Here is a 26,022-nt window from a genome sequence, read left to right as displayed (position 1 = left end):
GAAGGCGCCCACCGCCGACTTCCACATCAAGGCCGAGCACCAGGGCCTCGCGGGCTTCGCGCTCGTGTTCCTCCTGCGGTCGCGCGGCTCGTCGGCGGCGCCGGGCAGGCGGGACCCGCCCCCGCGATCGGTGCGGCCCTGCTCGCCACCCTCCTCACGCCGGCCGGAGCCGTCCTCGCCCTCGGGCTCATCGACCCGTGGCTGGCCCTCGCCCTCCTCGCGGGGGCGCCCGCGCTCGCGCTGCTGCTGCGCGCCTTCGCGCGGGCCTCGTCGGACTGCGTCGCGGCGTATCTGCGGGCCCAGGGCGACATCGCGGCCCGCCTCACCGAGGCCATCGGCGGGGCCCGCACCATCGCCGCCGCGCACACGGCGGACCGGGAGACCGTACGGATCCTGGAGCCGCTGCCCGAACTCGCCCGCCAGGGCCACCGGATGTGGCGCGTGCAGGGCCGGGCGAGCGCGGGCGCGGTGGCCCTGGCGCCGCTGCTGCAGATCGCCGTGCTCGCGACGGCCGGGGTCTTCCTTCTCCAACACAAGTTGTCGGTCGGTGAGTTGCTGGCCGCCTCGCGCTACGTGGTGCTCGCCACCGGAGTTGGCGTCCTCGTCGGTGACATCGCGGGCCTGACCCGCGCCCGGGCGGCGGGGCGCCGTCTCGGCGAGGCTCTGGACGCGCCGGTGGTGGCATACGGACGCGCCGAACTCGCGGCCGGGCCGCCCGCGCACTCGGGCAGTCAACTCCCATCCAGAGAGGGGCACTTGGAGTTCCGAGGTGTCACTGTGCGGCACGCGGGGCGAACCGTGCTCGACCGTGTCGACCTCGCCGTGCCCGCGGGGGCGACGCTCGCGGTGGTCGGCGCGTCCGGTGCGGGCAAGTCGGTGCTCGCCGCGCTTGCGGGGCGGCTCGCCGACCCGGACGAGGGGGTCGTTCTCCTCGACGGCACCCCGCTGCCGGACCTCGGCCGCGCCGCCCTGCGCCGCGCGATCGGGTACGCCTTCGAGCGGCCCGCTCTGCTCGGTGACACGCTCGCCGACACCATCGCCCTCGGCCCCGCCCCCCGCGCCCGGGACGACATCGTCCGCGCCGCGCGTGCCGCCCACGCCGACGGGTTCGTGCGGCGGCTGCCCAGGGGCTACGACACGCCCTGCGTGGACGCGCCCCTGTCCGGCGGCGAGGCCCAACGCCTCGGTCTGGCACGGGCGTTCGCGCACGGTGGCCGACTTCTCGTCCTTGACGACGCCCTGTCCAGCCTCGACGTGCTCACCGAACGCGAGATCGCCACCGCCTTGCTGGGGCACGCTCCGGGCACGGCCCGACTGGTCGTCGCCCACCGCGCCACGACCGCCGCCCGCGTTGACGCGGTGGCCTGGCTGGACGGCGGCCGGATCCGCGCGCTCGGCCCGCATGCGCGGTTGTGGGCGGAGCCCGAGTACCGGGCGGTCTTCGCGGCCGAAGAAGACGGCGACGACGGCGACGACGGCGACGGCGGCGGCGGTGAGCAGGCATGACCCGCGCGGGAACGGCCCACGGCACGTACCGGCGCGGTGCCCGCTATCTCCTGGGCCGCCGCGCCGTGCTCGCCCGGCTCGCCGCCTGGTCGGTCCTGGAGGCGGGGCAGACGTTCCTCCTCGGCTACGCCGTCGCCCGCGCCCTCGACGACGGGTTCCTCGCCGGGCAGGCGGGCGTGGGGCTGCTGTGGCTCGGCGGCGCCGCGGTCGGCGTGCTCGCGGGCGCCCTCGGCACGGCTCGCGTCTATGCCGCCGTCGCCCAACTGGTCGAACCCGTACGGGACGTGCTCCTGAAGAAGGTCGTCGAGCGCGGGGTCCGCGACGGCGACGGGGGAGCGGTGTCGCGCCTCACCCAGCAGGTGGAGATCGCCCGTGACACCTTCGCCGGACTGATCATGGTGGCCAGGACCTTCGTCGTCACCGCGACCGGCGCCCTGGTCGGCCTGTTCTCGCTCGCCCCGACGCTGCTCCTCGTGGTCGCGCCGCCGCTAACCGCGGGGGTCGCCCTGTTCCTCGGCACGCTGCGCCCCCTCGCCCGCAGGCAGGAGGAGTTCCTCGCCGCCGACGAGGCCGTATCGGCCCGGCTCGGCGCGGTGTGCGCCGGGCTCAGGGACGTCACGGCGGCCGGTGCGGAGGAGCCGACGGCCGCGTCCGCGGGCACGGTGATCGACGCCGGCCGCCGCACGTCGACCACGCTGGCCCGCTGGTCCGTCGTACGGGTCGTCGCCCTCGCCGTCGGAGGCCAACTCCCCCTCCTGCTCATCCTGGCGACGGCGCCCTGGACCCTCGACCGCGGTGTGACACCGGGGGCCCTGGTGGGTGCCATCGCGTACGTCACCCAGTCCCTGCTGCCCGCCCTGCAGAGCCTGGTCCACGGCCTGGGCGTCGGCGGCTCCCGCCTCGTGGTCGTGCTGCGCCGACTGACGGATCCGTACGAAACCGGCGAACGCCCCACCTTGGCAAGGGCGTTCACACCCGCTCCGACCACCCCTGCCCCCGCCCTGGAGATCTCCGCCCTCACCTTCGCCTACGGTCCCGGCGCCGCGCCCGTGGTCGACGGTCTTGACCTGACCGTCCCCCAGGGAGGCCACTTGGCGGTCGTCGGGCCGAGTGGGGTCGGAAAGTCGACGCTCGCCGGGCTCGTCGCGGGGCTGCTCGTACCCGGAGCGGGGGAGGTCCGGGTGTGCGGGGTGCCCGCCCGCGCCCAACAGGCCGTGGAGCGGAGGGTGTTGATTCCGCAGGAGGCGTATGTGTTCGGTGGCGGTCTCCGCGCCAACCTCGGCTATCTGCGCCCGGACCCCGTCCCGGACGGCGAGCTGCACGCCGCCGCCGAGGCGATCGGCCTCGCCCCGCTCCTGGAACGCGTCGGCGGCCTCGACGCCCCGGTCGACCCGGCGGCCCTGTCGGCGGGGGAGCGACAGCTGATCGCGCTGGCCAGGGCCTGGCTCGCGCGTGCGCCGCTCGCCGTCCTCGACGAGGCCACCTGCCATCTCGACCCGGTGGCGGAGGCCCGCGCGGAACGGGCCTTCGCCGCGCGGCCCGGCGGCACCCTCGTGGTCGTCGCCCACCGGGTCAGCTCCGCCCGGCGGGCCGCCCGCGTCCTCGTCATGGACGGCCGCCGCACCGTCTGCGGCAGCCATGAGGACCTGCTCGACCGCTCGCCGCTCTACCGCGACCTGGCAGGCATCTGGGAGGCCCCACGGCGCCCGTCGCTGCCCACGTCCCCGTAGGGCGGCGGCCTACAGCCACCCCTCACCCTGGGAGATTCGTATCGCGTCGATCCGGTTGCGGGCGCCGATCTTCCGGGTGATCGCGGCCATGTAGTTGCGGACTGTGCCTCTGGAGAGGTGGAGACGGCGCGCGATCTCGGCGACCGGCGCGCCCTCGGCGGCGAGCGAGAGGACGATCAACTCCCGGCGGGTCAACGGGTTCTGGGCCGCCTTGAGGAAGCCGAAGCCCAGGGCTTCGTCGATGAAACGTTCCCCGCGGGCGGCGTGCCGGATGCCCGCGAGCAGCCGCTCCACCGGACCGGCCCTGTCTACGTAGCCGAGCGCCTTGGCCTCCATCGCCCGCCGCAGCAGGCCAGGCCGGGTCGGCGTCCCCAACACCACCAAGGAGCAGCGCAGTTCACCCAGGGGCGGAATTCCGTAGGCCGGCTCGCATTCGAGGTCGGCCACGCAGATCTGTGGCCGCAGGGCACCCACCTGCCGCGGCGCGCCGCGCCATGGGGTGTGGTGGACCTCCAGGTCCGGTTCCCTGGCAAGGCGTTCGGCGAGCGCCGAACGCATCAGACAGGAGTCGTGCACGAGAAGTACGCGGGTCACGTCAACCCCTCCCATGAAGCGCCGCTCCGGTCGCTTCCTCCAGTCCTTGAGTGCGGAAACAATTCAAGCGGCGGGTTCCCCGTAGAGGGATGGGCGGAACTGGCCAACACCGTCGATATTGTCGGACGCCCTGTCTCAGTCGGCGGCCGGCGTCGTCAGATCGATCAACCGGCACACCATCTCGATGTCGATCTTGACCTGGGCGATGGATGCCCGGCCGGAGAGCCACGTGATCAGCGCGGAGTGCCAGGTGTGCTCGATGACCCGCACCGCGGACAACTGCTCCGGGGTCGGGTCGTCGAGCTCCATCGCGTCGAGGATGATCGCGGTGGTCTGCCGGGAGACCTGGTCGACCTCCGGGCTCACGCTGCGGTCCGCGAAGGTCAGCGCCCGCACCATCGCGTCCGCGAGATGCGGCTCCCGCTGCAGCGCGCGGAAGGCGCGCATCAGCGTCTCGGCGACCCGCTCGGCCGGGGAGTCGCCGGACGGCGGCCGCTTACGGACCGTCGTGTGCATGTGCTGGAGCTGGTCCTGCATGGTGGCGACCAGGAGGTGCACCTTGCTCGGGAAGTAGCGGTACAGCGTGCCGAGCGCGACCTGGGACGACTCGGCGACCTCCCGCATCTGCACCGCCTCGAAGCCGCCGCGCGCCGCGAGCTGCGCGCTCGCGTGCAGGATCCGGCGGCGCCTGGCCTCCTGACGCTCGGTGAGCGCGGGGGTCGTGCGGGTGGTGGTTCTCGCGTCCGGAGCTGTCATCAGAAAGCTTTCCGTGTCCCGTGGAGCCCGCCGTGGCGTGAATCACCTGATCCACCACTTACGGCCCGGCTACCAGCCGGTAGATTCGATGCTCTTGAACGATCAAGTCTGAAACTTGTTCTAGATTAGCGTCCCCACGTAGTGTCCACGGGCAAGCAGGAAGAAGGGTGGCCTGGAGTGACCGCGGAGTCGTTGCGTATCGCTCTCCTCACGTACAAAGGCAACCCGTTCTGTGGTGGTCAGGGCGTGTATGTCCGACACCTCTCGCGGGAGCTGGTCCGGCTCGGGCACCGTGTCGAGGTCATCGGCTCCCAGCCGTACCCCGTGCTCGACGAGACCGTCGACGGTGCCGCCCTGGAGGGGCTCTCGCTCACCGAGCTGCCGAGCCTCGACCTGTACCGCAGCCCCGACCCCTTTCGTACACCCAAGCGCGCCGAGTACCGCGACTGGGTCGACGCGCTCGAGGTCGGCACCATGTGGACCGGCGGGTTTCCCGAGCCGCTGACGTTCTCGCTGCGCGCCCGCCGTCATCTGCGGGCAAGACGCGGCGAGTTCGACATCGTGCACGACAACCAGACGCTCGGGTACGGACTGTTGGGGGACATCGGCAGCCCGCTCGTCACCACCATCCACCACCCGATCACCGTGGACCGGCAGCTGGAGCTGGACGCCGCCGAGAACTGGCGGCAGCGCATGTCCAAGCGCCGCTGGTACGCGTTCACGCGCATGCAGAAGCGGGTCGCGCGCCGGCTGCCCTCCGTGGTCACCGTCTCCGGCACGTCCCGCGACGAGATCGTCCAGCACCTCGGCGTGCGCCCCGGGCGGATCAACGTCGTGCACATCGGCGCCGACACCGACCTGTTCTCGCCGGACCCGGCCGTTGCCGAGGTGCCGGGCCGGATCGTGACGACGTCCAGCGCCGACGTGCCGCTCAAGGGGCTCGTCTTCCTCGTCGAGGCGCTCGCCAAGGTGCGGGCCGAGCAGCCGGACGCGCATCTCGTGGTGGTCGGCAAGCGGCCCGAGGAGGGGCCTGTCGCGCAGGCCATCGCGCGCTACGGGCTCGAAGGGGCCGTCGAGTTCGTCAAGGGCATCAGCGACCAGGAGCTCGTCGACCTCGTGCGCTCGGCGCAGGTCGCCTGCGTGCCCTCCCTCTACGAGGGTTTCTCGCTGCCCGCCGCCGAGGCCATGGCCACCGGCACCCCGCTCGTCGCCACCACCGGCGGCGCGATCCCCGAGGTCGCGGGCCGCGACGGCGAGACCTGCCTCGCCGTGCCCACCGGCGACCCCGGCGCGCTCGCGGCGGCCCTCGGCCGGCTGCTCGGCGACCGTGAACTGCGCGCCCGGCTCGGCGCGGACGGCCGCACCCGCGTCCTGGAACGCTTCACGTGGGCGCGCGCCGCACAGGGCACCGCCGAGCTCTACCGCGAGGCAATGGCGGCCGGGTCGCGGCCGACCCGCCCCGCACGCACCGAAGTTGTCACCGAAACCCCCCAGGAAAGCAGGGCCACGTGCTGACCGTCGACTTCACCCGTTTCCCGCTCGCCGCGGGCGACCGCGTCCTCGATCTCGGGTGCGGGGCCGGACGGCACGCGTTCGAGTGCTACCGGCGCGGGGCGCAGGTCGTCGCGCTCGACCAGAACACCGAGGAGATCGCCGAGGTCGCCAAGTGGTTCGCCGCGATGGAGGAGGCCGGCGAGGCCCCCGCGGGCGCCACCGCGACCGCCATGGAGGGTGACGCGCTCCAACTCCCCTTCCCCGACGAGTCGTTCGACGTCGTCATCATCAGCGAGGTGATGGAGCACATCCCCGACGACAAGGGTGTGCTCGCCGAGATGGTGCGCGTGCTGAAGCCGGGCGGCCGGATCGCGGTCACCGTGCCGCGCTACGGCCCCGAGAAGGTGTGCTGGGCGCTCTCCGACGCGTACCACGAGGTCGAGGGCGGCCACATCCGCATCTACAAGGCCGACGAGCTCCTCGGCCGGATGCGCGAGGCGGGCCTCAAGCCGTACGGCACGCACCACGCGCACGCACTGCACGCGCCGTACTGGTGGCTCAAGTGCGCCTTCGGCGTGGACAACGACAAGGCGCTGCCGGTGAAGGCGTACCACAAGCTCCTGGTCTGGGACATCATGAAGAAGCCCGCGCTCACTCGGGTCGCCGAGGGACTCCTCAACCCCGTCGTCGGCAAGAGCTTCGTCGCGTACGCCACGAAGCCGCACCTGCCGAAGGCCGCCGGGGCCGCTGAGTGAGCAGCCCCGAGCGGACCGAACTCCTCGTACTCCCCGGCGTACTGACGGCGGATCAGGCCGCGCAGACCGTCGCCGGGATCCTCGCCGTGCAGCGCGCCGACGGGGCCATCCCGTGGTACCGCGGGCACCACCTCGACCCGTGGGACCACACCGAGGCCGCCATGGCGCTCGACGTGGCCGGCGAGCACGAGGCCGCCGAGCGCGCCTACGAGTGGCTGGCCAGGCACCAGGGCGAGGACGGCTCCTGGTACGCCGCCTACCGCGACGGCGACCCGCACGACGTGACGGACCACGGCCGCGAGTCCAACTTCGTCGCGTACATCGCCGTCGGCGTCTGGCACCACTACCTCTCCACCGGTGACGACGCCTTCCTCGACCGCATGTGGCCGTCCGTGTGCGCGGCGACGGAGTTCGTGCTCCGCCTCCAGCAGCCCGGCGGCCAGATCGGCTGGAAGCGCGAACCCGACGGCACGTCCGTCAACGACGCGCTCCTCACCGGCAGTTCATCCATCCACCACGCCCTGCGCTGCGCGCTCGCCATCGCCGACGAGCGCGAAGAGCCGCAACCCGACTGGGAGTTGGCGCTCGGCGCGCTCGGCCACGCGATCCGCAGCCACCCCGAGCGGTTCCTCGACAAGGGCCGCTACTCGATGGACTGGTACTACCCGGTCCTCGGCGGCGCCGTGCGCGGAGCCGACGCGAAGGCCCGCATCCAGGCCGACTGGGACACCTTCGTCGTCCCGGGACTCGGCGTGCGCTGCGTGGTCCCCAACCCGTGGGTGACCGGCGGCGAGAGCGCCGAACTCGCCCTCGCGCTCTGGGCGATGGGCGACTCCGACTGGGCGCTGGAGATCCTCCAGGACATCCAGCACCTGCGCGACCCGAAGACCGGCCTGTACTGGACGGGCTACGTCTTCGACGACAAGGCGATCTGGCCGGAGGAACTGACCACGTGGACCGCGGGCTCCGTACTGCTCGCGGTAGCCGCCCTCGGCGGCGACGACGCCACGTGCTCCGTGTTCGGCGGCGGCCTGCTCCCGACGGGCGTCGAACCGGACTGCTGCGCGTAGGCCGACCGCCGGTTCAGTACCTGCGCAGTCGGTTGGCGACGAGCCGACCGCCGGTTCAGTACCGGCGCAGCCGATTCGCGACGGCGTGGCCGACGAAGAGGTAGACGATGGCCGCGAGGCCGTAGCCGGCGACCACGCGGGCCCAGGCCGCATCGAAGGTGAACAGGTCATGGGACCAGCCGGCCAGCCACGCGGACACGTCGTGGACGACCTGGACCAGGTCGTTGCCGCGGTTCGCGTCCAGTAGGTACATCAGGATCCACAGGCCGAGGATCACGGCCAGTGCATCGGCGACGATCGCCACGGTCCGGGCGGCCTCGTTGGTCCCTCGGTAATGCCGATTCGCAGACATGTCGATCCGGGTTTCCCCATCGGCCCCGGCGAAACCCGTACGGGCTTCCTCAAGTGGCGCACGCGCAGCGGCCGGGTCACGCTGCCACGAGTGCCCTTCAGCCACGGAGGTAGTCGGTGGTAACCCGTTCCTCTCTTCCCGTACGGCGCCTGCTCACGGCCCTGATGCTGTGCGGCGCGCTGCTCGCGGGCGCGACCGCGTGCGGCTCCGACAGCGACTCGGCGTCCGCGACCAAGGCGTCGTCGAGCGCCACCACGAAGGCCGAGAAGCAGAAGTTCGCCAAGACCCGGTTCGCGGCGAACGCGGGGCTCGCCGCGGGGGCCACGTACCAGTGGATCGTGAAGCCGTACCGCGCGGGCAAGTTCAAGGCCGGCGCGGACGGCCGCAGGTTCGCGCTCGTCAAGGCGGGCCTCGCGGGCGCGTTCACGTACAACAGGCTGAACGCCGCGGTGAAGAACGCCAAGGGCGACCCGACGCTCTCGAAGGCGGTCGGGCCGCTGTCGGCCGGCATCGCGTCGCTCAAGGGACTGTCGACCAAGCTGCGCAAGGGCGAGGGCCTCGGTGACGTGACCTCCTCCTTCGACGAGGTCATCAGCGGCGTCAAGGACGCGGGCAAGAGCGCGGGTGCCGACGTGACGAACAAGGTTCCCTCGGCCTCACAGCTTACGAAGGGCTCATAGGGCCCTGTAGAGAGCCCTGTCGGTCTACGAGTTCAGCTCCGCGAGCACGCGCATCGTGTGCGGGTCGGGCGACAGGACCAGCAGATCCGTCACCGGGCCCTTGCGCCACAACTCCAGGCGCTCCGCGATCCGTTCACGCGGTCCGACGAGCGAGATCTCGTCGGCGAACGCGTCCGGCACGGCCAGCACGGCCTCTTCCTTGCGCCCCTCGGCGAACAGGTCCTGGATGTGCCGGGCCTCGGCCTCGTACCCCATGCGCGCCATGAGGTCGGCGTGGAAGTTGCGGGTCGCGTGCCCCATGCCGCCGATGTAGAAGCCGAGCATCGCCTTCACGGGGAGCAGCCCCTCGGCGACGTCGTCGCAGACCTTGGCCCGCGCCATCGGGGCGATGGTGAAGTCGTCGGGCAGCTCGGCCAGCGACGCCTCGTACACGTCCGTCCGCGTCGGCGACCAGTACAGCGGCAGCCAGCCGTCCGCGATCCGCGTGGTCTGCGCGATGTTCTTCGGCCCCTCCGCGCCGAGCAGGATCGGCAGATCGGGGCGCAGGGGATGCGTGATGGGCTTCAGCGCCTTGCCGAGCCCGGTCCCGTCCTCGCCCCGATACGGATGCGAGTGGAACCGCCCGTCGACCTCGACGGGCCCCTCGCGCCGCAGCACCTGCCGTACGACGTCCACGTATTCGCGGGTGGCCGTGAGCGGGGAGCGGGGGAACGGGCGCCCGTACCAGCCCTCCACGACCTGCGGCCCGGACAGGCCGAGCCCGAGCATCATCCGGCCGCCCGAGAGATGGTCGAGGGTGAGCGCGTGCATCGCGGTCGTGGTGGGGGAGCGGGCGGCCATCTGCGCGATCGCCGTGCCGAGCCGGATCCGCGAGGTGTGCGCCGCGAACCAGGTGAGGGGGGTGAACGCGTCACTTCCCCAGGACTCCGCCGTCCACACCGAGTCGTACCCCAACCCCTCGGCATCGCGCACGAGTTGAAGGTGATCCGGGTTGGGCCCTCGCCCCCAGTAGCCGAGTGCGATCCCGAGCCGCATGCGCGCCCCCATATCTGATGAACCGTCAGTTCACTGCTACGGTGCGCGACTGTACGCGAAAGGCCCCTCGCCCGGAAGACGGGCGAGGGGCCTTGAACTGCTTTGATCCCCGTAAGGCGAATCGGGTCAGCCGCGCTGGATCCCCGAGGTGTCCTGGAGCACACCGCGGCGGCCGTCCTGGGTCTGCGCGACGAGGCCGGGGCCTCGCTGCTCGACCGCCAAGTACCAGGTACCGGGCGCCAGTTCCGCGATCTGCGCCTGCGAGCCGTCCTCCGCGAAGAGCGGGCGCGGCACCGGCACGGCGAACCAGAACGGCGAGAAGTCCGCGGCCTGCGGCTGCGCGGCGGCCTGCGGCGCCGGGGCGCCGGCCTGCTGCGGCTGACCGCCGTAGGGCTGCTGCTGCTGACCGGGACCGGGCTGCTGCGCACCGTAGGGCTGCTGCTGGCCGGGGCCACCGGGCTGCTGCTGGGCGCCGGGGTAGCCGTAACCCTGCTGCGGCTGGCCGCCGTACGGCTGCGGCTGCTGCGGGCGCGGGGCACCGAGGAGGGCACCCTTGAGGGCGGGGACCAGCGGCGTCGCGATCGCGGCGGCTGCCATGACCAGCGTGGCGACGAGGCTGAGGATGAGGCCGATGCCGGCGCTCGGAGTGTTGGCGGCACTGCCGCCGTTGTCGGCGCCGCCCAGCGGGTCGAAGACGTTGCCGAGCGCCGCCCACGCCGCCAGCACCGTGGCCGCGATGCCGAACTGGCCGAGGTCGATCCCCGCGACCTTGCGCGGCTGCGCGGTACCGCGGCTGACCACGATGAGCACGGCGCCGATGATGCCCGCGAGCACCACGCTCATGAGAAGCGGGCCGCTCTCCCAGGAGTTCGGGAAGTCGACGCTGTCGGGCGCCCCGTCGAGGGAGTAGATATCGAGGAACGAGGCGATCAACAGCAATACCGCTGCTCCGATCACCACGCCGTCGCCTCGAGTGAGGGAGCGGATATTCACTTCAAGTCCTTCGTCAGTCGTCCGGTCATCGGTGGAGGCGGCGCAAAGCGCAGGGGTGGCCCCACACCCTACGGAGGACACTATCGCCCGGGTCCGGGGAGTGTCTGCCGAGATCCATAGGGTGACAGTTACCCGCCGAGGAAACTCACGATTCCCTCAGAGATGCCCTGCGCCGCCTTCTGCCGCCACGCGCCCGAGGTCAGTCGCCCGACGTCCTGTGAGTCCCGCATGTTGCCACACTCGATGAAGACCTTCGGAACCTTGGAAAGGTTGAGTCCTCCCAGGTCACTGCGGGTGTCGAGGCCCGTGCCGCCGCCGACGTAGTTCGACGGGGCCTGGCCCGTGGCCTTCAGGTAATTGCCCGCGATCCGCTCGCCGAGGTCGCGCGAGGGCTTCACGATCGGGGTGGTGTCGGCGGCTCCCGCGCGCACGGATGCGGGAAGGATCACATGGAAGCCGCGGTTGCCCTCGCCCGAGCCGTCCGCGTGGACGGAGACGACCGCGTCGGCCTTCGCGCTGTTGCCGATCCGGGCCCGCTCGTCGACGCAGGGCCCCCACGCGCGGCCCCCGTCCTGGGTCAACTGGACGGTCGCGCCCTGCCGTTCAAGGGTCGTCCGCATCCGCTTCGCCACGTCCAGCGTGAACCGGGCCTCGGTGTAGCCCGCGTTCGTCGACGTACCGGTGGTGTCGCACTCCTTGGAGCCGTTGCCCACGTTCACGGACCGGTTGATCTCGCTCGCGTGCTGGAAGTTGCCCGGGTTGTGGCCGGGGTCGATGACGACGACCTTGCCCCTGAGGGGTCCTGAGCCGCCCGCGGGCTTCGCGGGCGCCTTGGACGCCTTGGACGCCTTCGACTTCGACGGCGAGGCGGACCGCTCCTCGGACTTCGACGGCGCCGGACTCGTCGAGGCCGTCCCGTCCTGCGGCGAGGGCGAGACGGTCGAGGACTGGCCGGGCGCGGGCAGCACCTTCGGCGGCTCGCTCTCACCCGGCCCGCTCACGACCTGCCAGACCAGCCACGCCGCGAGCGCCGTCGGCACCAGCGCGGCGAAGGTGACGAGCACGGGACGCCCACCGAAGCGGCGGCGTGGCGCCCCGCCCCGGCCGTCCCACCCATCGGGATCGAAGCCATCGGGTTCCGGACCTACATACGACACGTTTCTGACCTTAACCGCGAGCTCAGATCCCTGCGCCACTTCGGCGCAGGACGCGCAGCGAGTCGCACTCAGAGACCTCGGTGAACGCCCCGGACGCGAGTGCTCGCTGGTACACGCGGTATGGCGCCTGCCCCGTCCACTCGTCGTGCTTCACGGGGAAGACGTCGTGGATGACGAGGTACCCGCCGTCGGCGACGTGCGGCGCCCACCCCTCGTAGTCGGCGTTCGCGTGCTCGTCCGTGTGGCCGCCGTCGATGAAGACGAGCCCGAGCGGCCCGCCCCACACCTTCGCGACCCGCGGCGACTTCCCGACGAGCGCGACCACGTGGTCCTCCAGGCCCGCCGCGTGCAGCGTGCGCCGGAACGTGGGGAGGGTGTCCATGAACCCCACCGCCGGGTCCACGGTCTCCGGGTCGTGGAAGTCCCAGCCCGGCTGCTGCTCCTCGCTGCCCCGGTGGTGGTCGACGGTGAGCGCCGTCACCCCGGCCGTGCGCGCGGCGTCGGCGAGCAGGACGGTGGACCGCCCGCAGTACGTCCCGACTTCGAGGAGCGGCAGCCCGAGCGCCCCGGCGTCGACGGCGGCACCGTACAGCGCGAGCCCCTCACCGCGCGGCATGAATCCCTTGGCAGCCTCGAAGGCGGCGAGGACGTCCGGGGAGGGGGTGTGGCTGCGGCTTGTGATGCTCATGGCGGTCACTTTGCCCTACGTGAGCGGGGCCGGGGTGGGAGGGGGTGGGACTGTGACGTCGTCCCACGATATTTCCGTGGGACGACGTCACAGTCCCACCCCCTCCTAGCCCCTCCTACGGGACCGGAGGCAGCGCGAGCCACTCCTGCCAGCTGATGTCGCGGCCCAGGTGACGCGGCTGCCGGAACGGCCAGTCCGCGGCGATCCACTCGGGGACGAGCGCGTCGAGCGCGCGCTCGTCGGCGCCGCCGGCGAGGTCGTCGACCACCCACCAGGCGATCTCGGCGTCCGCGCCGGTGTGTTCGGGCGGGTCGACGTAGACGCAGCCGAGGAGCGCGGTCTCCTCCTCGTTCAGCAGGGCGTAGTTGAACGACTGGTGCGCCGCGATCTCCTTCTCGTGCCGCAGCAGGTCGATGCGGTCCGCCTCGTACGTCATGGTCTCCGCCGGCCAGCCCCAGGCCGGGCCGAAGGTCTCCCACAGGCGCTCGCGGGAGCCCATCACCGCGGGGTAGTCGATCGCGGCGTCCGCTTCCCGGATCGGCCGCAGGTGGAGGGCGGTTCCGGGTACGGGGACGTGGGTGGGGTGGACGAAGTCCGCGGGTAGCCAGCTCATGAGGGGCGAGCGTACTGGCGGTGCGGGGACCGGAGTACCGAATAAGAGGGCTACCGAATAAGGGGGCTACGGATAAGGGGGCTACCGAATAAGACGGCTACCGGACCGACTCCGCGAGCGCCTCCAGGGCCAGGTCCACGCGGACCGGGCGGTTCTCGCCGTGGTGGGTGGCGGCCGAGGCGCGTGGGGCGTGGCCGGAGGCGGTGGTCGCGAGGACGTAGGAGCCGCCCGCCGGGACCGTGAGGGCGTACGCGCCTTCCGTGTCGGTGAGGGCCGAGCCCGCCTGGCGGCCGCGGCGGTCGATCAGGGTGACCTTGGCGCGGGGCACCGGCAGGCCCGCCGGGTCGAGGACGCGGCCGTGGAACTGGGCGTCCAGCGCCTCCTCCACGCGGTCGAGCACCGCATCCTCCTCGCTGCTGGCGCGGAGTTGGACGGTGGGCTTGCTACGGCCGGGCAGGCCGAACGCGAGCAGCACGCCGAGCGCGACCGCGGCCGTGGCGATGAGGAAGGAGACGCGGAAGCCGTGCATCGTCGGGACGGCGACGCCGCCCACGTGGTTCGCCGTGTTGGCCAGAACCATGCCGATGACCGCGGAGGACACCGACGTACCGATGGAGCGCATCAGGGTGTTGAGGCCGGTGGCCGCGCCCGTCTCGGACGCGTCCACCGCGCCGATGATCAGGGCGGGGAGGGAGGAGTAGGCGAGGCCGATGCCCGCGCCGACCAGGACCGAGATGATGATGGTCTGCCAGGGCGCGCTCATCAGGCCGAGGCCCGCGCCGTAGCCGATCGCGATGATCAGCAGGCCGAGGAGCAGGGTGACCTTCGGGCCGAACGCGGCGGAGAGCCGGGCGTAGACCGGCGCCGTCAGCATCATCGTCAGGCCGAGCGGCGCCACGCACAGGCCCGCGACGACCATCGACTGGCCGAGGCCGTAGCCCGTCTCCTTCGGGAGCTGGAGCAGCTGGGGGAGGACCAGGGAGATCGCGTAGAAGGCGACGCCGACCATGATCGAGGCGAGGTTCGTGAGCAGGACCTCGCGGCGGGCCGTGGTGCGCAGGTCGACCAGTGGGGCCTTCAGGCGCAGTTCCATCGCGCCCCAGGCGAGGAGGACGACGAGCGCCGCGGCGAACAGGCCGAGCGTCGTGCCCGAGCTCCAGCCCCAGTCGCTGCCCTTGGTGATGGGCAGGAGGAAGAGGATGAGGCCGAGGGTGAGGCCGAGGGCGCCCACGACGTCGAACGTCCCCCGCGCGCGCAGCGGGCTTTCCGGGACGAAGACGACGGTGAGGATGATCGCTACGACGCCGAGGCCCGCCGCGCCGAAGAACAGCGCGTGCCAGTCGGCGTGCTGGGCGACGAGCGCTGCCGCCGGCAGGGCGAGTCCGCCGCCGACACCGATGGAGGAGGACATCAGGGCCATCGCCGAGCCGAGCTTCTCGCGCGGCAGCATGTCGCGCATCAGGCCGATGCCCAGCGGGATGGCGCCCATGGCGAAGCCCTGGAGCGCGCGGCCGGCGATCATGACGATGAGGTTGTCGGTGAAGCCACAGATCAGGGAACCGATCACCATGATCGCGAGGCTGGTGAGCAGCATCCGGCGCTTGCCGGCCAGGTCTCCGAGGCGGCCCATGATGGGGGTCGATACGGCGCCCGCGAGAAGGGTCGAGGTCATGACCCAGGTCGCGTTGGAGGGGGCGGTGTTCAGCAGCTCGGGCAGGTCCTTGATCACCGGCACGAGCAGCGTCTGCATGACCGCCACCGTGATGCCGGCGAAGGCGAGGACGGGGACGACGCCGCCTGAGGGGCGGGCTTGAGTCGTCGGCTGGGACATGAAGAAAGGCCTCCGGAAGGCGGTCTGGGTCCCCATATTCGGGACGGCGAACGCGCGCCACCGGGGTCGGGGCGCGCGTTGTGCGGTCGGTGTGCGGGCAGGTTGTGTGTATGTCGAACCGGTCGGCTGGGGCGACTATTCCGACGGTCGTCGTACGAGCGGAATCCTTTACCTCTTCATTACGTCACTGCTGGGTGAACGCTTGTTTCTGACTCGGTGTCAGATTTGCTCTTCCGGTCTACTGGAACGTGTTCTACCGTGCGCCGCATGGGCATCGCCATCACGCAGGAACAGCGGGAACTCGCGGACGCCGTGCGCGGTTGGATCGCGCGCGCCGTACCGCCCGACGAGGTGCGCAAGCTGCTCGACGCCCCGGCCGCCCCCGGCCGCCGCCCCTCCTACTGGGACGGTGTCGCCGGGCAGGGCCTCCTCGGGGTGCACCTCCCCGAGTCGTACGGCGGCGGGGGCGGGACCCTGCTCGATCTCGCGGTGGTCGTGGAGGAGGCGGGGCGCGCGGCGCTGCCCGGGCCGTTCGTCGGCAGCGTGCTCGCCGCCGAAGTGCTGCGCAGGGCCGGGCGGCGCGAGCTCACCCGCGCCCTCGCCGAAGGGGACCGGATCGGCGCGGTCGCGTTCGGGCCCGGCGGGCTCAGCGCCGTCGCGGGCCCCGACGGGTTCGTGCTCGACGGTGCGGCGCCGCCCGTCCTCACCGGCGCCGACGCGGATCTGCTGGTGCTCGCGGCGGAGAGCGCCGACGGGGTGGTGTGGTTCGCCGTCGACGCGGAGGCCTCCGGCCTCACCGTGCGCGTGCACGAGAGCGGGGACCCCACCCGGCCCACCGTGGAAGCCACGGCGTCCGGTGTCGTCGTGCCCGCCGACCGGGTCCTCGCCGTGGACGGCGCCCTCGTGCGCGATCTGGCGGCCGTGCTGCTGGCCGCCGACGCCTGCGGCACCGCCGCCTGGGCGTTGCACGCCGCCGCCGAACACGCCAAGGTGCGCGAGCAGTTCGGGCGTCCCATCGGCCAGTTCCAGGGCGTCAAGCACCTGTGCGCCGACATGCTGGTGCGGGTCGAACAGGCGGCCGCGCTGACGTGGGACGCGGCGCGGGCCCTTGAGGAGGACGAGGGCGAGGACGAGGGCGAGGACGAGGGCGAGGACGTGCGCGGGCTCGTCGCCGCGCTCGCCGCGGGGACCGCGCTCGACGCCGCGTACTCCTGCGCCAAGGACTGCATCCAGGTCCTCGGCGGCATCGGCTTCACCTGGGAGCACGACGCCCACCTCTATCTGCGCAGGGCCGTCGTCGCCCGCCAGTTGCTCGGCGCCGGGGACGCGCACCGGCTGCGCGCCGTGCGGCTCGCCGAGTCCGGCGTGCGCCGCGAGCTGCGGTTCGCGCTGCCCGCCGAGGCGGACGGGCACCGGGAGGCGGCCCGGGGTGTCATCGAGGAGGCGCGGGGCCTCGACCCGAAGGCCGCGCGCCGGGCCCTCGCGCCCACCGGGTACGCGGCACCGCACCTTCCACCCCCGTACGGCCTCGGCGCGGGACCAGTCCAACAGCTCGCTGTGCAACAGGAGTTGAAGGCGGCCGAGGTGAAGCTCAGCGACCTCGGCATCGCCACATGGGTCGTGCCCTCCCTCATCTCGTACGGCACCCAGGAGCAGCGCGACCGTCATCTCCCGGCGACCCTGCGCGGCGAGACGCTGTGGTGTCAGCTGTTCTCGGAGCCGGGCGCGGGCTCCGACCTCGCCTCGCTGCGTACGAAGGCGGAGCGGATGCCCGACGGAAGGTGGCGGATCAACGGGCAGAAGGTGTGGACCAGCGCCGCGCAGTGGGCGGACCACGGCATCCTGCTCGCCCGGACCAACCCGGACGCGCCCAAGCACAAGGGCCTCACCTACTTCGTCCTCGACATGAAGAACACCGAGGGCATCGACATCCGGCCGCTGCGCGAGATCACCGGCGACTCCCTCTTCAACGAGGTCTACTTCGACGACGTGGTGCTGCCCGCCGACGCCGTGGTCGGCGAGGTCGACGACGGCTGGCGGGTCGCCCGGCACACGCTCGGCAATGAACGGGTGCACATGGCCGACCAGTTGACGTTCGACACGGGCCTTGAGGCGCTGCTCGCCCGGGCGGGTGACCTGGACGGGGCGTACCGGGCCCGCATCGGCGCCCTCGCGGCGGAGGCGCACGCGCTCGGCTGCATCGGTCTGCGTACGACCATGCTCCAGGTGGCAGGGGAGGAGCCCGGCGCCGGCGCCTCGGTACGGAAGCTGGTGCAGACGCCGCACCAGCAGAAGATCGCGGAGCTGGCACTCGAACTGCTCGGCCCGGCGGGGGCGCTCCGCGAGGGCCCGGGAGAGCGGGCACTCCACGGGTTCCTGCTGTCGCGCTGCCTGACGATTGCCGGCGGCACGACACAGGTGCAGCTGAACGTGGTGGCGGAGCGGATCCTGGGTCTGCCGAGGGATTAGCCGAACCGATATGGCCCCGTAGCCTCGTTCCGTGGAACTGAAACACCTCACCGGCTTCGTGGCGGTAGCGGAAGAGCTGCACTTCGGGCGGGCTGCGGAGCGGCTGCACATTGCGCAGTCGCCGCTCAGTCAGCAGATCAAGCTGCTCGAACGTGACCTGGGCGTGAAGCTCTTCGATCGCACCACCCGCACCGTCCGTCTCACGTCCGCCGGGCAGGCGCTCGTGGAGCCGGCCCGGCGGCTGCTCGCGGACGCCTCCGCCGTGCACAGGACGGTGCGGGCCGCGCACCTGGGTGAGGTCGGGCGGGTGTCCGTCGGCTTCGCCGGGGCCAGCAGTTACGCGGCGCTGCCGCTGCTCACCCGTGCCGTCACCTCCCAACTCCCGGGTATCGAGCTGGTGTTGGAGGGTCAGACCTACAGCGGCGAGGCGTTGCGCCGGGTCACCGACGGCACCCTCGACATCGGCTTCGTGGCGCTCCCGGTGCGGCGCGGCATCACCGCCCGGGTCGTCCGCATGGAGCGCCTCGTCATCGCCCTGCCCGACAGTCATCCGTTGGCCGACCTCGCCGAGGTTCCCGTACGGGCGCTCGCGGACGAGCCCATCGTGACGTTCCCGCTGTCCCGTGAGTCGGCGGTGCGGGACGCCGTGGTGCAGGCGTGCCACGACGCCGGGTTCGCGCCCCGGATCGCGCAGGAGGCCCCGGACTCGTACAACATGCTGGCGCTCGTCGGTGCGGGCGTCGGTGTCGCGGTCGTCGTCGAGTCGGCGCGCAACATCCACCTGGAACACGTGGTGTTCCGGCCGCTGGCCGGGGACGAGGTGCCGGTCCTGCCGATCGCGCTCGGCTGGCGCAGCGGCAATCCGTCGGCGGCGCTGAAGGCGGTGCTGCGGGTGGCGCAGGACGTGCTGCCGACGCCGGGGGACGCCCCGGCGGCTTCGGAGCCCGGGAGCTGATTGCGCGCGATCGCAGCTCAATCGGCCCCGGAATTGGTCTTGGACAGCGCCTAATGCGTGGGGGCAGAGTGATCCGCGTCTCGCGACGGAGCGTGCACGGGCCGCGGTGTCCGTGCCCACACGGGCGGGATCCGCCGCACCGAGAGGACGCTCGCATGCAGCACGACGCCCCCGCCCCCGATCCGGCCCTCGCCCGGGACGCCCGCCGCGCCGGAGTCACCGCGTTCGTCGGCACCACCATCGAGTGGTTCGACTTCTACATCTACGGATCGGCCTCCGCGCTGGTCCTCGGCAAGATCTTCTTCGCCGACGCCTCGCCCGCCGTCGGCACGCTCGCCGCCTTCGCCACGTTCTGGGTCGGCTTCCTCGCCCGCCCCCTCGGCGGCCTGATCTTCGGGCACTTCGGTGACAGGTACGGCCGCAAGAAGGCCCTGATCACCACGCTCACCATGATGGGCGGCGCCACCTTCTGCGTGGGCCTGTTGCCCGGCTACGACCGGATCGGCGCAGCCGCTCCGATCCTGCTCGTGCTCCTGCGCATGATCCAGGGCGTCGCGATGGGCGGTGAATGGGGCGGCGCCGTGCTCATCGCCACCGAATACGCCCCGCCCAAGCGGAAGTTGCTGTACGGGGCGTTCGCCCAGCAGGGCTCGCCGGTCGGCAATCTGCTCGCCACGCTCTCCTTCCTCGGCATCGCCCAGCTCCCGGACGCCGCCTTCGAGTCGTGGGGCTGGCGCGTGCCGTTCCTGTTCTCCGCCGTGCTCGTCGCGGTCGGGCTCTTCATCCGGCTGAAGCTCGCGGAGACGCCCGAGATGCGGGCCGCGCTCGCCCGCAACAAGCCGGTCAAGCTGCCCATCAAGACCGTCCTCACCCGCTATCCGCTGCTGGTGTTCCTGGGTGTTCTCGCGGGTACCGCCGGTGTCGCCATCACCTACGTGAAGACGACGTTCGCCCTGTCGTGGGCCACGTCCGACCTGGACTTCGACCGGTCGACGTTCCTCACCGTCATCGCGCTCGCCCTCGTGGTGCAGGTGATCGTGCAGCCCTTCGGTGCGGTGCTCGCGAGCAAGTGGCCGGTCCGCAAGGCCGTGTTGTGGATGCTGATCCCCGAATTCGTGGTGCTGCCGGTGATGTTCATGCTGGTCGGCACCGGCAACTTCTGGCTCGCCGTCCTCGGTATGGGCCTCGCGACCTTCCCGCACGCCATGTACTACGCGGCGCTCGCCGGGATCCTCGCCCGCGTCTTCCCCGTCGAAGTCCGCTACACCGGCATGTCGCTGTCGTACCAGCTGTGCACGACGCTCTTCGCCGGGACCGCGCCGATCGTCTCGCAGTATCTCCTGAACGCCTTCGACTCGATCTGGCCGGTGGTCGCGCTCGGCCTTGCCTATACGGCGATCACCCTTGCGGGGGTGCTGCCGCTGTTGGCCCGGACCGGATCTGACGCGCCCCGGCGTCCCGACGACACGGGGCTCCGCCCCGGACCCCGCGCCTCAATCGCCGGCGGGGCTTGATGTACCCACCTGATCTGGAGGTTCCCTCTTGAATTACGCCGACCGTGATCCCGTCCTGCGTCCTCTCCTCGGGCGCGTGCTGTCCGCGGAGGATCGTGGCCGGGTCGAGCCGTTGCTCGCCGAGCTCGGGGAGTTGGCCGCCGGGGAGCTCGACCGGCAGGCCGCCCTCGCCGACGCGAATCCGCCGAAGCTCGTCCAGTACGCCGCCGACGGCACCCGCGTCGACGAGATCGCCTTCCACCCGGCCCACGACAAGGTCGCCGCCATCGCCTACGAGCGCTTCGGCCTCGCCGGCATGTCCCACAGGCCCGGCGTCCTCGGCTGGCCCACCAAGGTCCCGCACACCGTCAAGTACGCCCTGTCCTACCTCTACGTACAGTCCGAGTTCGGCATGGCCTGCCCGCTGTCCATGACCGACTCCGCCGCCCGCATCCTGCGCCTCTTCGACCCCGAGCGGTACGCCGACGAGATCGCCGCCCTCTCCTCCACGGACCCCGAACTCCGGTCCACCGGCGCGATGTTCATGACGGAGAAGCAGGGCGGCACGGACGTCGGGCTGACCGAGACCGTCGCCACCGACCAGGGCGACCACTGGACCCTCAGCGGCAAGAAGTGGTTCGCCTCCAACCCGTCCGCCGACGTGATCCTCACCCTCGCCCGCGTCCCCGGCCAGGGGGAAGGCACGCGCGGCCTCGGCATGTTCCTCGTGCCGCGACTGCGCCCCGACGGCAGCCGCAACGCCATCCGCATCGACCGGCTCAAGGACAAGCTGGGGTCGCGCTCCATCGCCAGCGGCGAGGTGACACTGGAAGAGGCGTACGCCACCCCCGTCGGTCAACTCGCCAACGGATTCCGGCAGATGGCCGAGATGCTCAACGTCTCCCGCCTCTCCAACGCCATGCGCGCCACGGCCCTGATGCGCCGCGCCGTCCGCGAGTCCGTCGACCACACCCGCGTACGGAACGTCTTCGGCAAGCCCCTCTTCGACCAGCCGCTGATGCGGGCGACGCTGCTCCCGATGATCCTCGACACCGAGGCGGCGCTGCACTTGGTGCTGGAAGCGGCGGCCCGTCTGACCGCCGCCGACGAGGGGGACGAGAGTGCCCGCGCGCTCGTCCGCGTCCTCACCCCCCTCGCCAAGCACACCCTGTGCAAGCGCGCCCGCACCGTCACCGGCGAGGCCATGGAGATCCGCGGCGGCAACGGCTACATCGAGGACTGGGTCAACCCGCGGCTCGTCCGCGACGCCCACCTCGGGTCCATCTGGGAGGGCTCGTCGAACGTCATCGCCCTCGACGTGCTGCGCTGCATGCGCCGCCAGAACGCCCACCACACCCTCGCCGACACGTACGGCAGCCCGCGTGTCGCGCCGGAAGAGGTGCCTGCTGCGGAAAGTGTCGCACTGACACCTGTCAGTGCGACACTTTTCCGAGCCGACACCTTGCCCGGCGACCGCTGGGAGCTCCTCCGCAAGAAGGGCGACGCCCTCCTTGAACTCCCGGCGGACGAACAGGAGATGCGCATCGGCCGCTACGCCGACGAGCTCACCCGCGCCGTCATGGAGACGCTCCTGTACGAGCAGGCCGAGCACGAGGCCCGTACGAGCGGCGACGGCCGCGCGCTGCTCGTCGCCCGTACCTACACGGCGCTCGCCGACGACCCGGACGCGCCGCCCCGCACCGCCCTGGACCACTTCGCCGCGCTGGCCGACGGTGGACAGGTCCCGCTCGCCGAGCTCCAGGAGCCCCACCGTGCCTGACACGCCCCTGACCGGCATGAAGGTCGTCGACCTGTCGAAGATCCTCGCGGGTCCTTACGTCACCATGTCGCTCGCCGACCTCGGCGCCGACGTCATCAAGGTCGAGCACCCCGAGGGCGGCGACCCCACCCGCTCCTGGGGCCCGCCCTTCAACGGCCCCGACGCCACCTACTACTTGGCGGCCAACCGCAACAAGCGCTCGGTGGCCCTCGACCTCAAGTCGGAGGCAGGGCAGGAGGCCGTGCACCGGATGCTCGCCGACGCGGACGTCATGGTGGAGAACTTCCGTCCCGGTTCCTCGCTCGCCCGCCTCTTCGACTACGAGGAGCTGAGCGCCCGCTATCCGCGCCTGGTCATCCTGCACATCTCGGCCTTCGGCGACACGGGACCGCTGCGCGACGAACCGGGCTACGACATGGTGGCGCAGGCGTCGGCCGGACTGATGTCGCTCACCGGCGAACCCGACGGACCCCCGGTCAAGGCGGGCTACGCGATGGGCGACCTCGGGGCCGCCCTCTTCGGCCTGATCGGCGTGAACGCGGCCCTCGTCGAGCGCGAGCGCACGGGCCGCGGCCAGTACGTCACGACCTCCCTCTACGAGTCCCAGCTCGCCCTGCACATCAACTGGGCGACGGGCTACTTCGCGACGGGTGAGCGCCCCGCGAGGCTCGGCTCGGGACACCCCAGCCTCGTCCCGTACCAGGCGTACCGGGCGGCCGACGGGCACTTCGTGATCGCGGTCGGCAACGACGCGCTGTTCCGCCGCCTCGTGACCGCCCTCGGCCACCCGGAGTGGGCGGACGACGAGCGCTTCGTGAGCAACCGGGACCGGGTGACGCACCGTACGGCCCTGAACGCCAAGCTGGAGGCGGTCCTCGTCGACGAGCCGGTGGCCCACTGGGTGAGCCTGCTGAAGCCCCTCGGCGTGCCCGTCACCCCCATCCGTACCCTCGACGAGGTCTACGACTGCCCGCAGACGGCGGCCCTCGACATGGTGCAGAAGGTCGACCATCCGGACGTGGGGCCGCTGGAGCAGGTCGCGTTCCCCGTCACGTTCCGCGGCGCGCGCCCGGCGGTGCGCTCCGCGCCGCCGACGCTGGGCCAGCACAGCCGGGAGGTACTGGCTGAAATCGGCTACGGGGAGGCGGAGATCGACCGCTTGCTGGGCCCCTGAGGCCTTCCGTTGGACGGCTCACCCTGCCACTATCTGACGAACCGTCAGTTAATGAAGGTAGTGGCAGGAGGGCTGCGCAACCATGAAGTCGTACATCGTCGGCGTCGGCATGACCAAGTTCGAGAAGCCCGAGACGCGGGACTGGCAGTACTGGGACATGGTGAAGGAGGCGGGCACCACGGCCCTCGCCGACGCCGGGATCTCCTACGCGGACGTCCAGCAGGCCCCCGTCGGCTACTGCTTCCAGGCGTCGACGGCCGGCCAACGTGCCGCCTACGAACTGGGGTTGACCGGCATACCGGTCTACAACGTCAACAACAACTGCGCGACGGGTTCGACCGCGCTGATGATGGCCCGCCAGTTCGTCGAGGGCGGGATCAGCGACTGCGTGCTCGCGCTCGGCTTCGAGAAGATGCAGCGCGGCGCGCTGGGCGGGGGAGCGGACGCGGGTTCGGACTTCAAGACCTCACCCGTCGCCCGGCACTACGGGATCATGGCGGCCCGCCACGGCTTCGAGATGACGCCGCCCACCGCCCAGATCTTCGGCGACGCCGCGCGCGAGCACATGGAGCGGTACGGCACGAGCGAGGCGCAGTTGGCGGCGGTGGGCGCCAAGAACCACCGGCACTCGGTGAACAACCCGTACGCCCAGTTCCAGGACGCGTACACGGTCGACGAGATCCTCGCCGCCAAGACCATCCACACGCCGCTGACGAAGCTCCAGTGCTCGCCCACCTCGGACGGCGCAGCAGCGGCGGTCGTCGTCTCCGAACGCTTCGTGGAGGAACGCGGGTTGGGCGACAAGGCGGTCGAGATCGCCGCCCAGTCGATGACGACGGACACGGAGGAGTCCTTCGCGTCCGGCTCGTGCATCGACGTGGTCGGCCAGCCGATGTCGCGGGAGGCGGGGCGGCAGGTGTACGAGACGTCGGGCCTCGGCATCGAGGACGTGGACGTCGTCGAGCTGCACGACTGCTTCTCCATCAACGAACTCCTCACGTACGAGGCGCTCGGCATGTGCGCGGAGGGCGAGTCCGGCAAGCTCGTCGAGTCGGGAGCGACGACGTACGGCGGGAAGTGGGTGGTGAACCCCTCCGGCGGCCTCATCTCCAAGGGCCATCCGCTGGGCGCCACCGGCATCGCCCAAGCGGCCGAGCTGACCTGGCAGTTGAGGGGCGAGGCGGGCCCGCGGCAGGTGCCGGACGCGCGGGTCGGCCTCGCGCACAACATCGGCCTCGGCGGCGCGGCGGTGGTGACGATGCTGCGCCGGGCATGAAGGGGCCCGCGGCAGGCCCTAGGACCACGGACCTATGCCGGGCGGCCCACGGCGTCTGCGGCGAAATCCGGATGTACGGGGTGCCGGGCGACTGAGACCATGACACGCATGGCCCAGACTCCCCCCGACGCCGCTTCCACAGCGGCCTCCGACGACGCGATACGTTCCCGTGGGCGGACGCCCGCCGCCCCGCCCGCCTGGCTGGTGGTGGCCGTGGCCTGCGCCGGGCAGTTCCTCGTCGTCCTCGACGTGTCCGTCGTGAACGTCGCGCTGCCGTCGATGCGCACCGACCTCGGGCTCAGCGCGAGCGGGCTGCAGTGGGTGGTGAACGCGTACTCGATCGCGTTCGCCGGCTTCATGCTCCTCGGCGGCCGGGCCGGCGACCTCTTCGGCCGCAAGCGGATGTTCCTGGTCGGGCTCGGCCTGTTCACGCTCGCGTCGCTCGCGGGCGGGCTCGCGCAGGAGGGCTGGCAACTGCTCGCGGCGCGGGCGGTGCAAGGCCTGGGAGCGGCGGTCCTCGCACCGTCGACCCTGACGATCCTCACCTCCGCCGTCCCGGAGGGGGCCGCGCGGGCGCGGGCCATCGCGACGTGGACGGCGGTCGGCGCGGGCGGCGGAGCGGCCGGCGGGCTCGTCGGCGGCGTCCTCACCGAGGGGCTGAACTGGCGCTGGGTGCTCCTGATCAACGTTCCGCTGGGCGCGGTCGTCCTCGCGGCGGCGGCCCGCTGGATCCGGGAGTCCCGCGCGGGCGGCGAGCGCCGGCTCGACCTGCCCGGCGCGGTGCTCGTGACGGCGGGCACGGCGGTCCTCGCGTACGGCATCGTGCAGACGGAGGAGCAGGGCTGGGGCGCTGCCGCGACGCTGGTGCCACTGGGGATCGCGCTGCTGCTGATCGTCGCGTTCCTGGTGGTGGAGGCACGCACGCGGGTGCCGCTGATGCCACTGGGCCTGTTCAAGGTGCGCTCGGTGGCGGTCGCGAACGCGGCGATGTTCGTGTGCGGCATGGGCTCGTTCGCCATGTGGTTCTTCATGACGCTGTACGCGCAGAACGTGCTCGGCTACACGCCGATCGAGGCGGGCCTCGGGCTGGTGCCGAGCTCGCTGGCGGTCGTCGCGGGCTCGAAGTTCGCGCCGCGCCTCATGCCCCGGTACGGCGCGCGGAACGTGGCGGTGGTGGGCGTGCTCGTGACCGCGGCCGGATTCCTGTGGCAGTCGACGATGAGCGCGGACGGCGCGTACGTCACCACGATCATGCTGCCCGGAATCGTGATGATGGCGGGGGCCGGCTGCGCGATGACACCGCTGGCGTCACTGGCGACGTCCGGAGCCGCGCCGGGCGACGCGGGCCTGGTCTCGGGCCTCGTCAACACGTCCCGCACACTGGGCGGTGCACTGGGCCTGGCGATCCTGTCGACGGTGGCAACGAGCCGCTCCGCGGGTTCGGTGGACCCGACCGCACTGACGAGGGGGTACGCGGGGGCATTCGCGACCGGCTCGGCGATATTGGTAGTAGCCGCGACGGTACTGCTGGCGGGCATGCGATCAAGCCCCGCCGGCGATTGAGCGGCGGGCCCAATTAAGCCCCTGCGGCGATTGAGCAGCGGGGTCCGGGGCAGCGCCC

Annotated in this window: 22 protein-coding genes; 13 read left to right on the top strand and 9 right to left on the bottom strand. The window is 71.9% G+C overall.

Features of this window, described 5'->3' with window-relative positions; translation table 11 throughout:
- Together OKJ99_RS38340 and OKJ99_RS38335 are read left to right on the top strand one after the other, a co-directional pair.
- The coding region (locus tag OKJ99_RS38340) for an ABC transporter ATP-binding protein (RefSeq protein ID WP_326023042.1) at positions 1-1,506 on the top strand (1,506 nt) is incomplete at its 5' end.
- Complete coding sequence (locus OKJ99_RS38335) at positions 1,503-3,236, top strand: ABC transporter ATP-binding protein (protein WP_326023041.1); 1,734 nt, start codon at positions 1,503-1,505, stop codon at positions 3,234-3,236. The genes OKJ99_RS38340 and OKJ99_RS38335, both read left to right, overlap by 4 nt.
- A 9-nt stretch (positions 3,237-3,245) precedes the next feature.
- On the opposite strand, the gene OKJ99_RS38330 is transcribed toward OKJ99_RS38335, so the two are convergent.
- Both OKJ99_RS38330 and OKJ99_RS38325 read right to left on the bottom strand, forming a co-directional pair.
- Positions 3,246-3,830: a response regulator transcription factor gene (locus OKJ99_RS38330; RefSeq protein WP_326023040.1), complete on the bottom strand. Its 585-nt coding sequence runs from the start codon at positions 3,828-3,830 to the stop codon at positions 3,246-3,248.
- Positions 3,831-3,965: 135 nt separating this feature from the next.
- Entirely contained in the window at positions 3,966-4,586 is a 621-nt protein-coding gene (locus OKJ99_RS38325) for a TetR family transcriptional regulator (protein WP_326023039.1), read from the bottom strand.
- 177 nt (positions 4,587-4,763) lie between these two features.
- Between OKJ99_RS38325 and OKJ99_RS38320 the strand changes: the two genes are divergently transcribed.
- The 3 genes from OKJ99_RS38320 to OKJ99_RS38310 are packed head-to-tail and all read left to right on the top strand — an operon-like array spanning position 4,764 to position 7,905.
- Positions 4,764-6,101: a glycosyltransferase family 4 protein gene (locus OKJ99_RS38320; RefSeq protein WP_326023038.1), complete on the top strand. Its 1,338-nt coding sequence runs from the start codon at positions 4,764-4,766 to the stop codon at positions 6,099-6,101.
- Positions 6,095-6,835 (top strand): class I SAM-dependent methyltransferase, encoded by a 741-nt coding sequence (locus OKJ99_RS38315; protein ID WP_326023037.1) that lies wholly within the window; start codon positions 6,095-6,097, stop codon positions 6,833-6,835. The genes OKJ99_RS38320 and OKJ99_RS38315 overlap by 7 nt, the downstream gene beginning before the upstream one ends.
- Positions 6,832-7,905, top strand: a complete 1,074-nt coding sequence (locus OKJ99_RS38310) for a prenyltransferase (RefSeq protein ID WP_326023036.1) — start codon at positions 6,832-6,834, stop codon at positions 7,903-7,905. The genes OKJ99_RS38315 and OKJ99_RS38310 overlap by 4 nt, the downstream gene beginning before the upstream one ends.
- A 55-nt stretch (positions 7,906-7,960) precedes the next feature.
- Here OKJ99_RS38310 and OKJ99_RS38305 read toward each other — a convergent pair whose 3' ends face one another.
- Positions 7,961-8,257 (bottom strand): hypothetical protein, encoded by a 297-nt coding sequence (locus OKJ99_RS38305; protein ID WP_326023035.1) that lies wholly within the window; start codon positions 8,255-8,257, stop codon positions 7,961-7,963.
- Positions 8,258-8,421: 164 nt separating this feature from the next.
- On the opposite strand from OKJ99_RS38305, the gene OKJ99_RS38300 reads away from it, so the two are divergent.
- Positions 8,422-8,937, top strand: coding sequence for a hypothetical protein (locus OKJ99_RS38300; RefSeq protein ID WP_326023046.1), 516 nt, complete (start codon positions 8,422-8,424; stop codon positions 8,935-8,937).
- Positions 8,938-8,961: 24 nt separating this feature from the next.
- On the opposite strand, the gene OKJ99_RS38295 is transcribed toward OKJ99_RS38300, so the two are convergent.
- The 6 genes from OKJ99_RS38295 to OKJ99_RS38270 form a co-directional block, all read right to left on the bottom strand.
- Positions 8,962-9,972, bottom strand: a complete 1,011-nt coding sequence (locus OKJ99_RS38295; RefSeq protein WP_326023034.1) for an LLM class F420-dependent oxidoreductase — start codon at positions 9,970-9,972, stop codon at positions 8,962-8,964.
- A 126-nt stretch (positions 9,973-10,098) separates the two neighbouring features.
- The gene (locus tag OKJ99_RS38290; protein ID WP_326023033.1) at positions 10,099-10,965 is read right to left on the bottom strand and encodes a hypothetical protein; all 867 of its coding nucleotides are present in this window, start codon (positions 10,963-10,965) and stop codon (positions 10,099-10,101) included.
- Positions 10,966-11,093: 128 nt separating this feature from the next.
- Positions 11,094-12,122 carry an N-acetylmuramoyl-L-alanine amidase gene (locus tag OKJ99_RS38285; RefSeq protein ID WP_407700844.1) on the bottom strand — a complete coding sequence of 343 codons (1,029 nt, stop codon included), beginning with the start codon at positions 12,120-12,122 and terminating at the stop codon, positions 11,094-11,096.
- A 22-nt stretch (positions 12,123-12,144) separates the two neighbouring features.
- Complete coding sequence (locus OKJ99_RS38280) at positions 12,145-12,810, bottom strand: class I SAM-dependent methyltransferase (RefSeq protein WP_326023032.1); 666 nt, start codon at positions 12,808-12,810, stop codon at positions 12,145-12,147.
- A gap of 115 nt (positions 12,811-12,925) precedes the next feature.
- Positions 12,926-13,423 carry a GNAT family N-acetyltransferase gene (locus OKJ99_RS38275; protein WP_326023031.1) on the bottom strand — a complete coding sequence of 166 codons (498 nt, stop codon included), beginning with the start codon at positions 13,421-13,423 and terminating at the stop codon, positions 12,926-12,928.
- Positions 13,424-13,520: 97 nt separating this feature from the next.
- On the bottom strand, positions 13,521-15,254 hold the full coding sequence (locus OKJ99_RS38270) for an MFS transporter (RefSeq protein ID WP_326023030.1): 1,734 nt from the start codon (positions 15,252-15,254) through the stop codon (positions 13,521-13,523).
- 267 nt (positions 15,255-15,521) lie between these two features.
- Here OKJ99_RS38270 and OKJ99_RS38265 point away from each other — a divergent pair, with 267 nt between their 5' ends.
- From OKJ99_RS38265 to OKJ99_RS38235, 7 genes are all read left to right on the top strand, one after another.
- On the top strand, positions 15,522-17,723 hold the full coding sequence (locus OKJ99_RS38265; RefSeq protein ID WP_326023029.1) for an acyl-CoA dehydrogenase: 2,202 nt from the start codon (positions 15,522-15,524) through the stop codon (positions 17,721-17,723).
- A gap of 31 nt (positions 17,724-17,754) precedes the next feature.
- Positions 17,755-18,678 carry a LysR substrate-binding domain-containing protein gene (locus OKJ99_RS38260; RefSeq protein WP_326023028.1) on the top strand — a complete coding sequence of 308 codons (924 nt, stop codon included), beginning with the start codon at positions 17,755-17,757 and terminating at the stop codon, positions 18,676-18,678.
- Positions 18,679-18,833: 155 nt separating this feature from the next.
- The gene (locus OKJ99_RS38255; RefSeq protein ID WP_326023027.1) at positions 18,834-20,192 is read left to right on the top strand and encodes an MFS transporter; all 1,359 of its coding nucleotides are present in this window, start codon (positions 18,834-18,836) and stop codon (positions 20,190-20,192) included.
- A 28-nt stretch (positions 20,193-20,220) separates the two neighbouring features.
- A complete protein-coding gene (locus tag OKJ99_RS38250; protein WP_326023026.1) occupies positions 20,221-21,951 on the top strand; it encodes an acyl-CoA dehydrogenase family protein in 1,731 nt (576 codons plus the stop codon).
- Positions 21,944-23,125: a CaiB/BaiF CoA transferase family protein gene (locus tag OKJ99_RS38245; RefSeq protein ID WP_326023025.1), complete on the top strand. Its 1,182-nt coding sequence runs from the start codon at positions 21,944-21,946 to the stop codon at positions 23,123-23,125. Before OKJ99_RS38250 ends, OKJ99_RS38245 begins: the two co-directional genes overlap by 8 nt.
- 82 nt (positions 23,126-23,207) lie before the next feature.
- Positions 23,208-24,401: a lipid-transfer protein gene (locus OKJ99_RS38240; protein WP_326023024.1), complete on the top strand. Its 1,194-nt coding sequence runs from the start codon at positions 23,208-23,210 to the stop codon at positions 24,399-24,401.
- 108 nt (positions 24,402-24,509) lie between these two features.
- Complete coding sequence (locus OKJ99_RS38235) at positions 24,510-25,964, top strand: DHA2 family efflux MFS transporter permease subunit (RefSeq protein WP_326023023.1); 1,455 nt, start codon at positions 24,510-24,512, stop codon at positions 25,962-25,964.
- The last annotated feature ends 58 nt before the right edge of the window (positions 25,965-26,022 follow it).

It is taken from the genome of Streptomyces endophyticus, assembly GCF_035798155.1.
Lineage (GTDB): Bacteria > Actinomycetota > Actinomycetes > Streptomycetales > Streptomycetaceae > Streptomyces > Streptomyces endophyticus.
The sequence above is the reverse complement of the archived record's forward strand: the minus strand, read 5'-3'. Positions and strand labels throughout refer to the sequence as shown.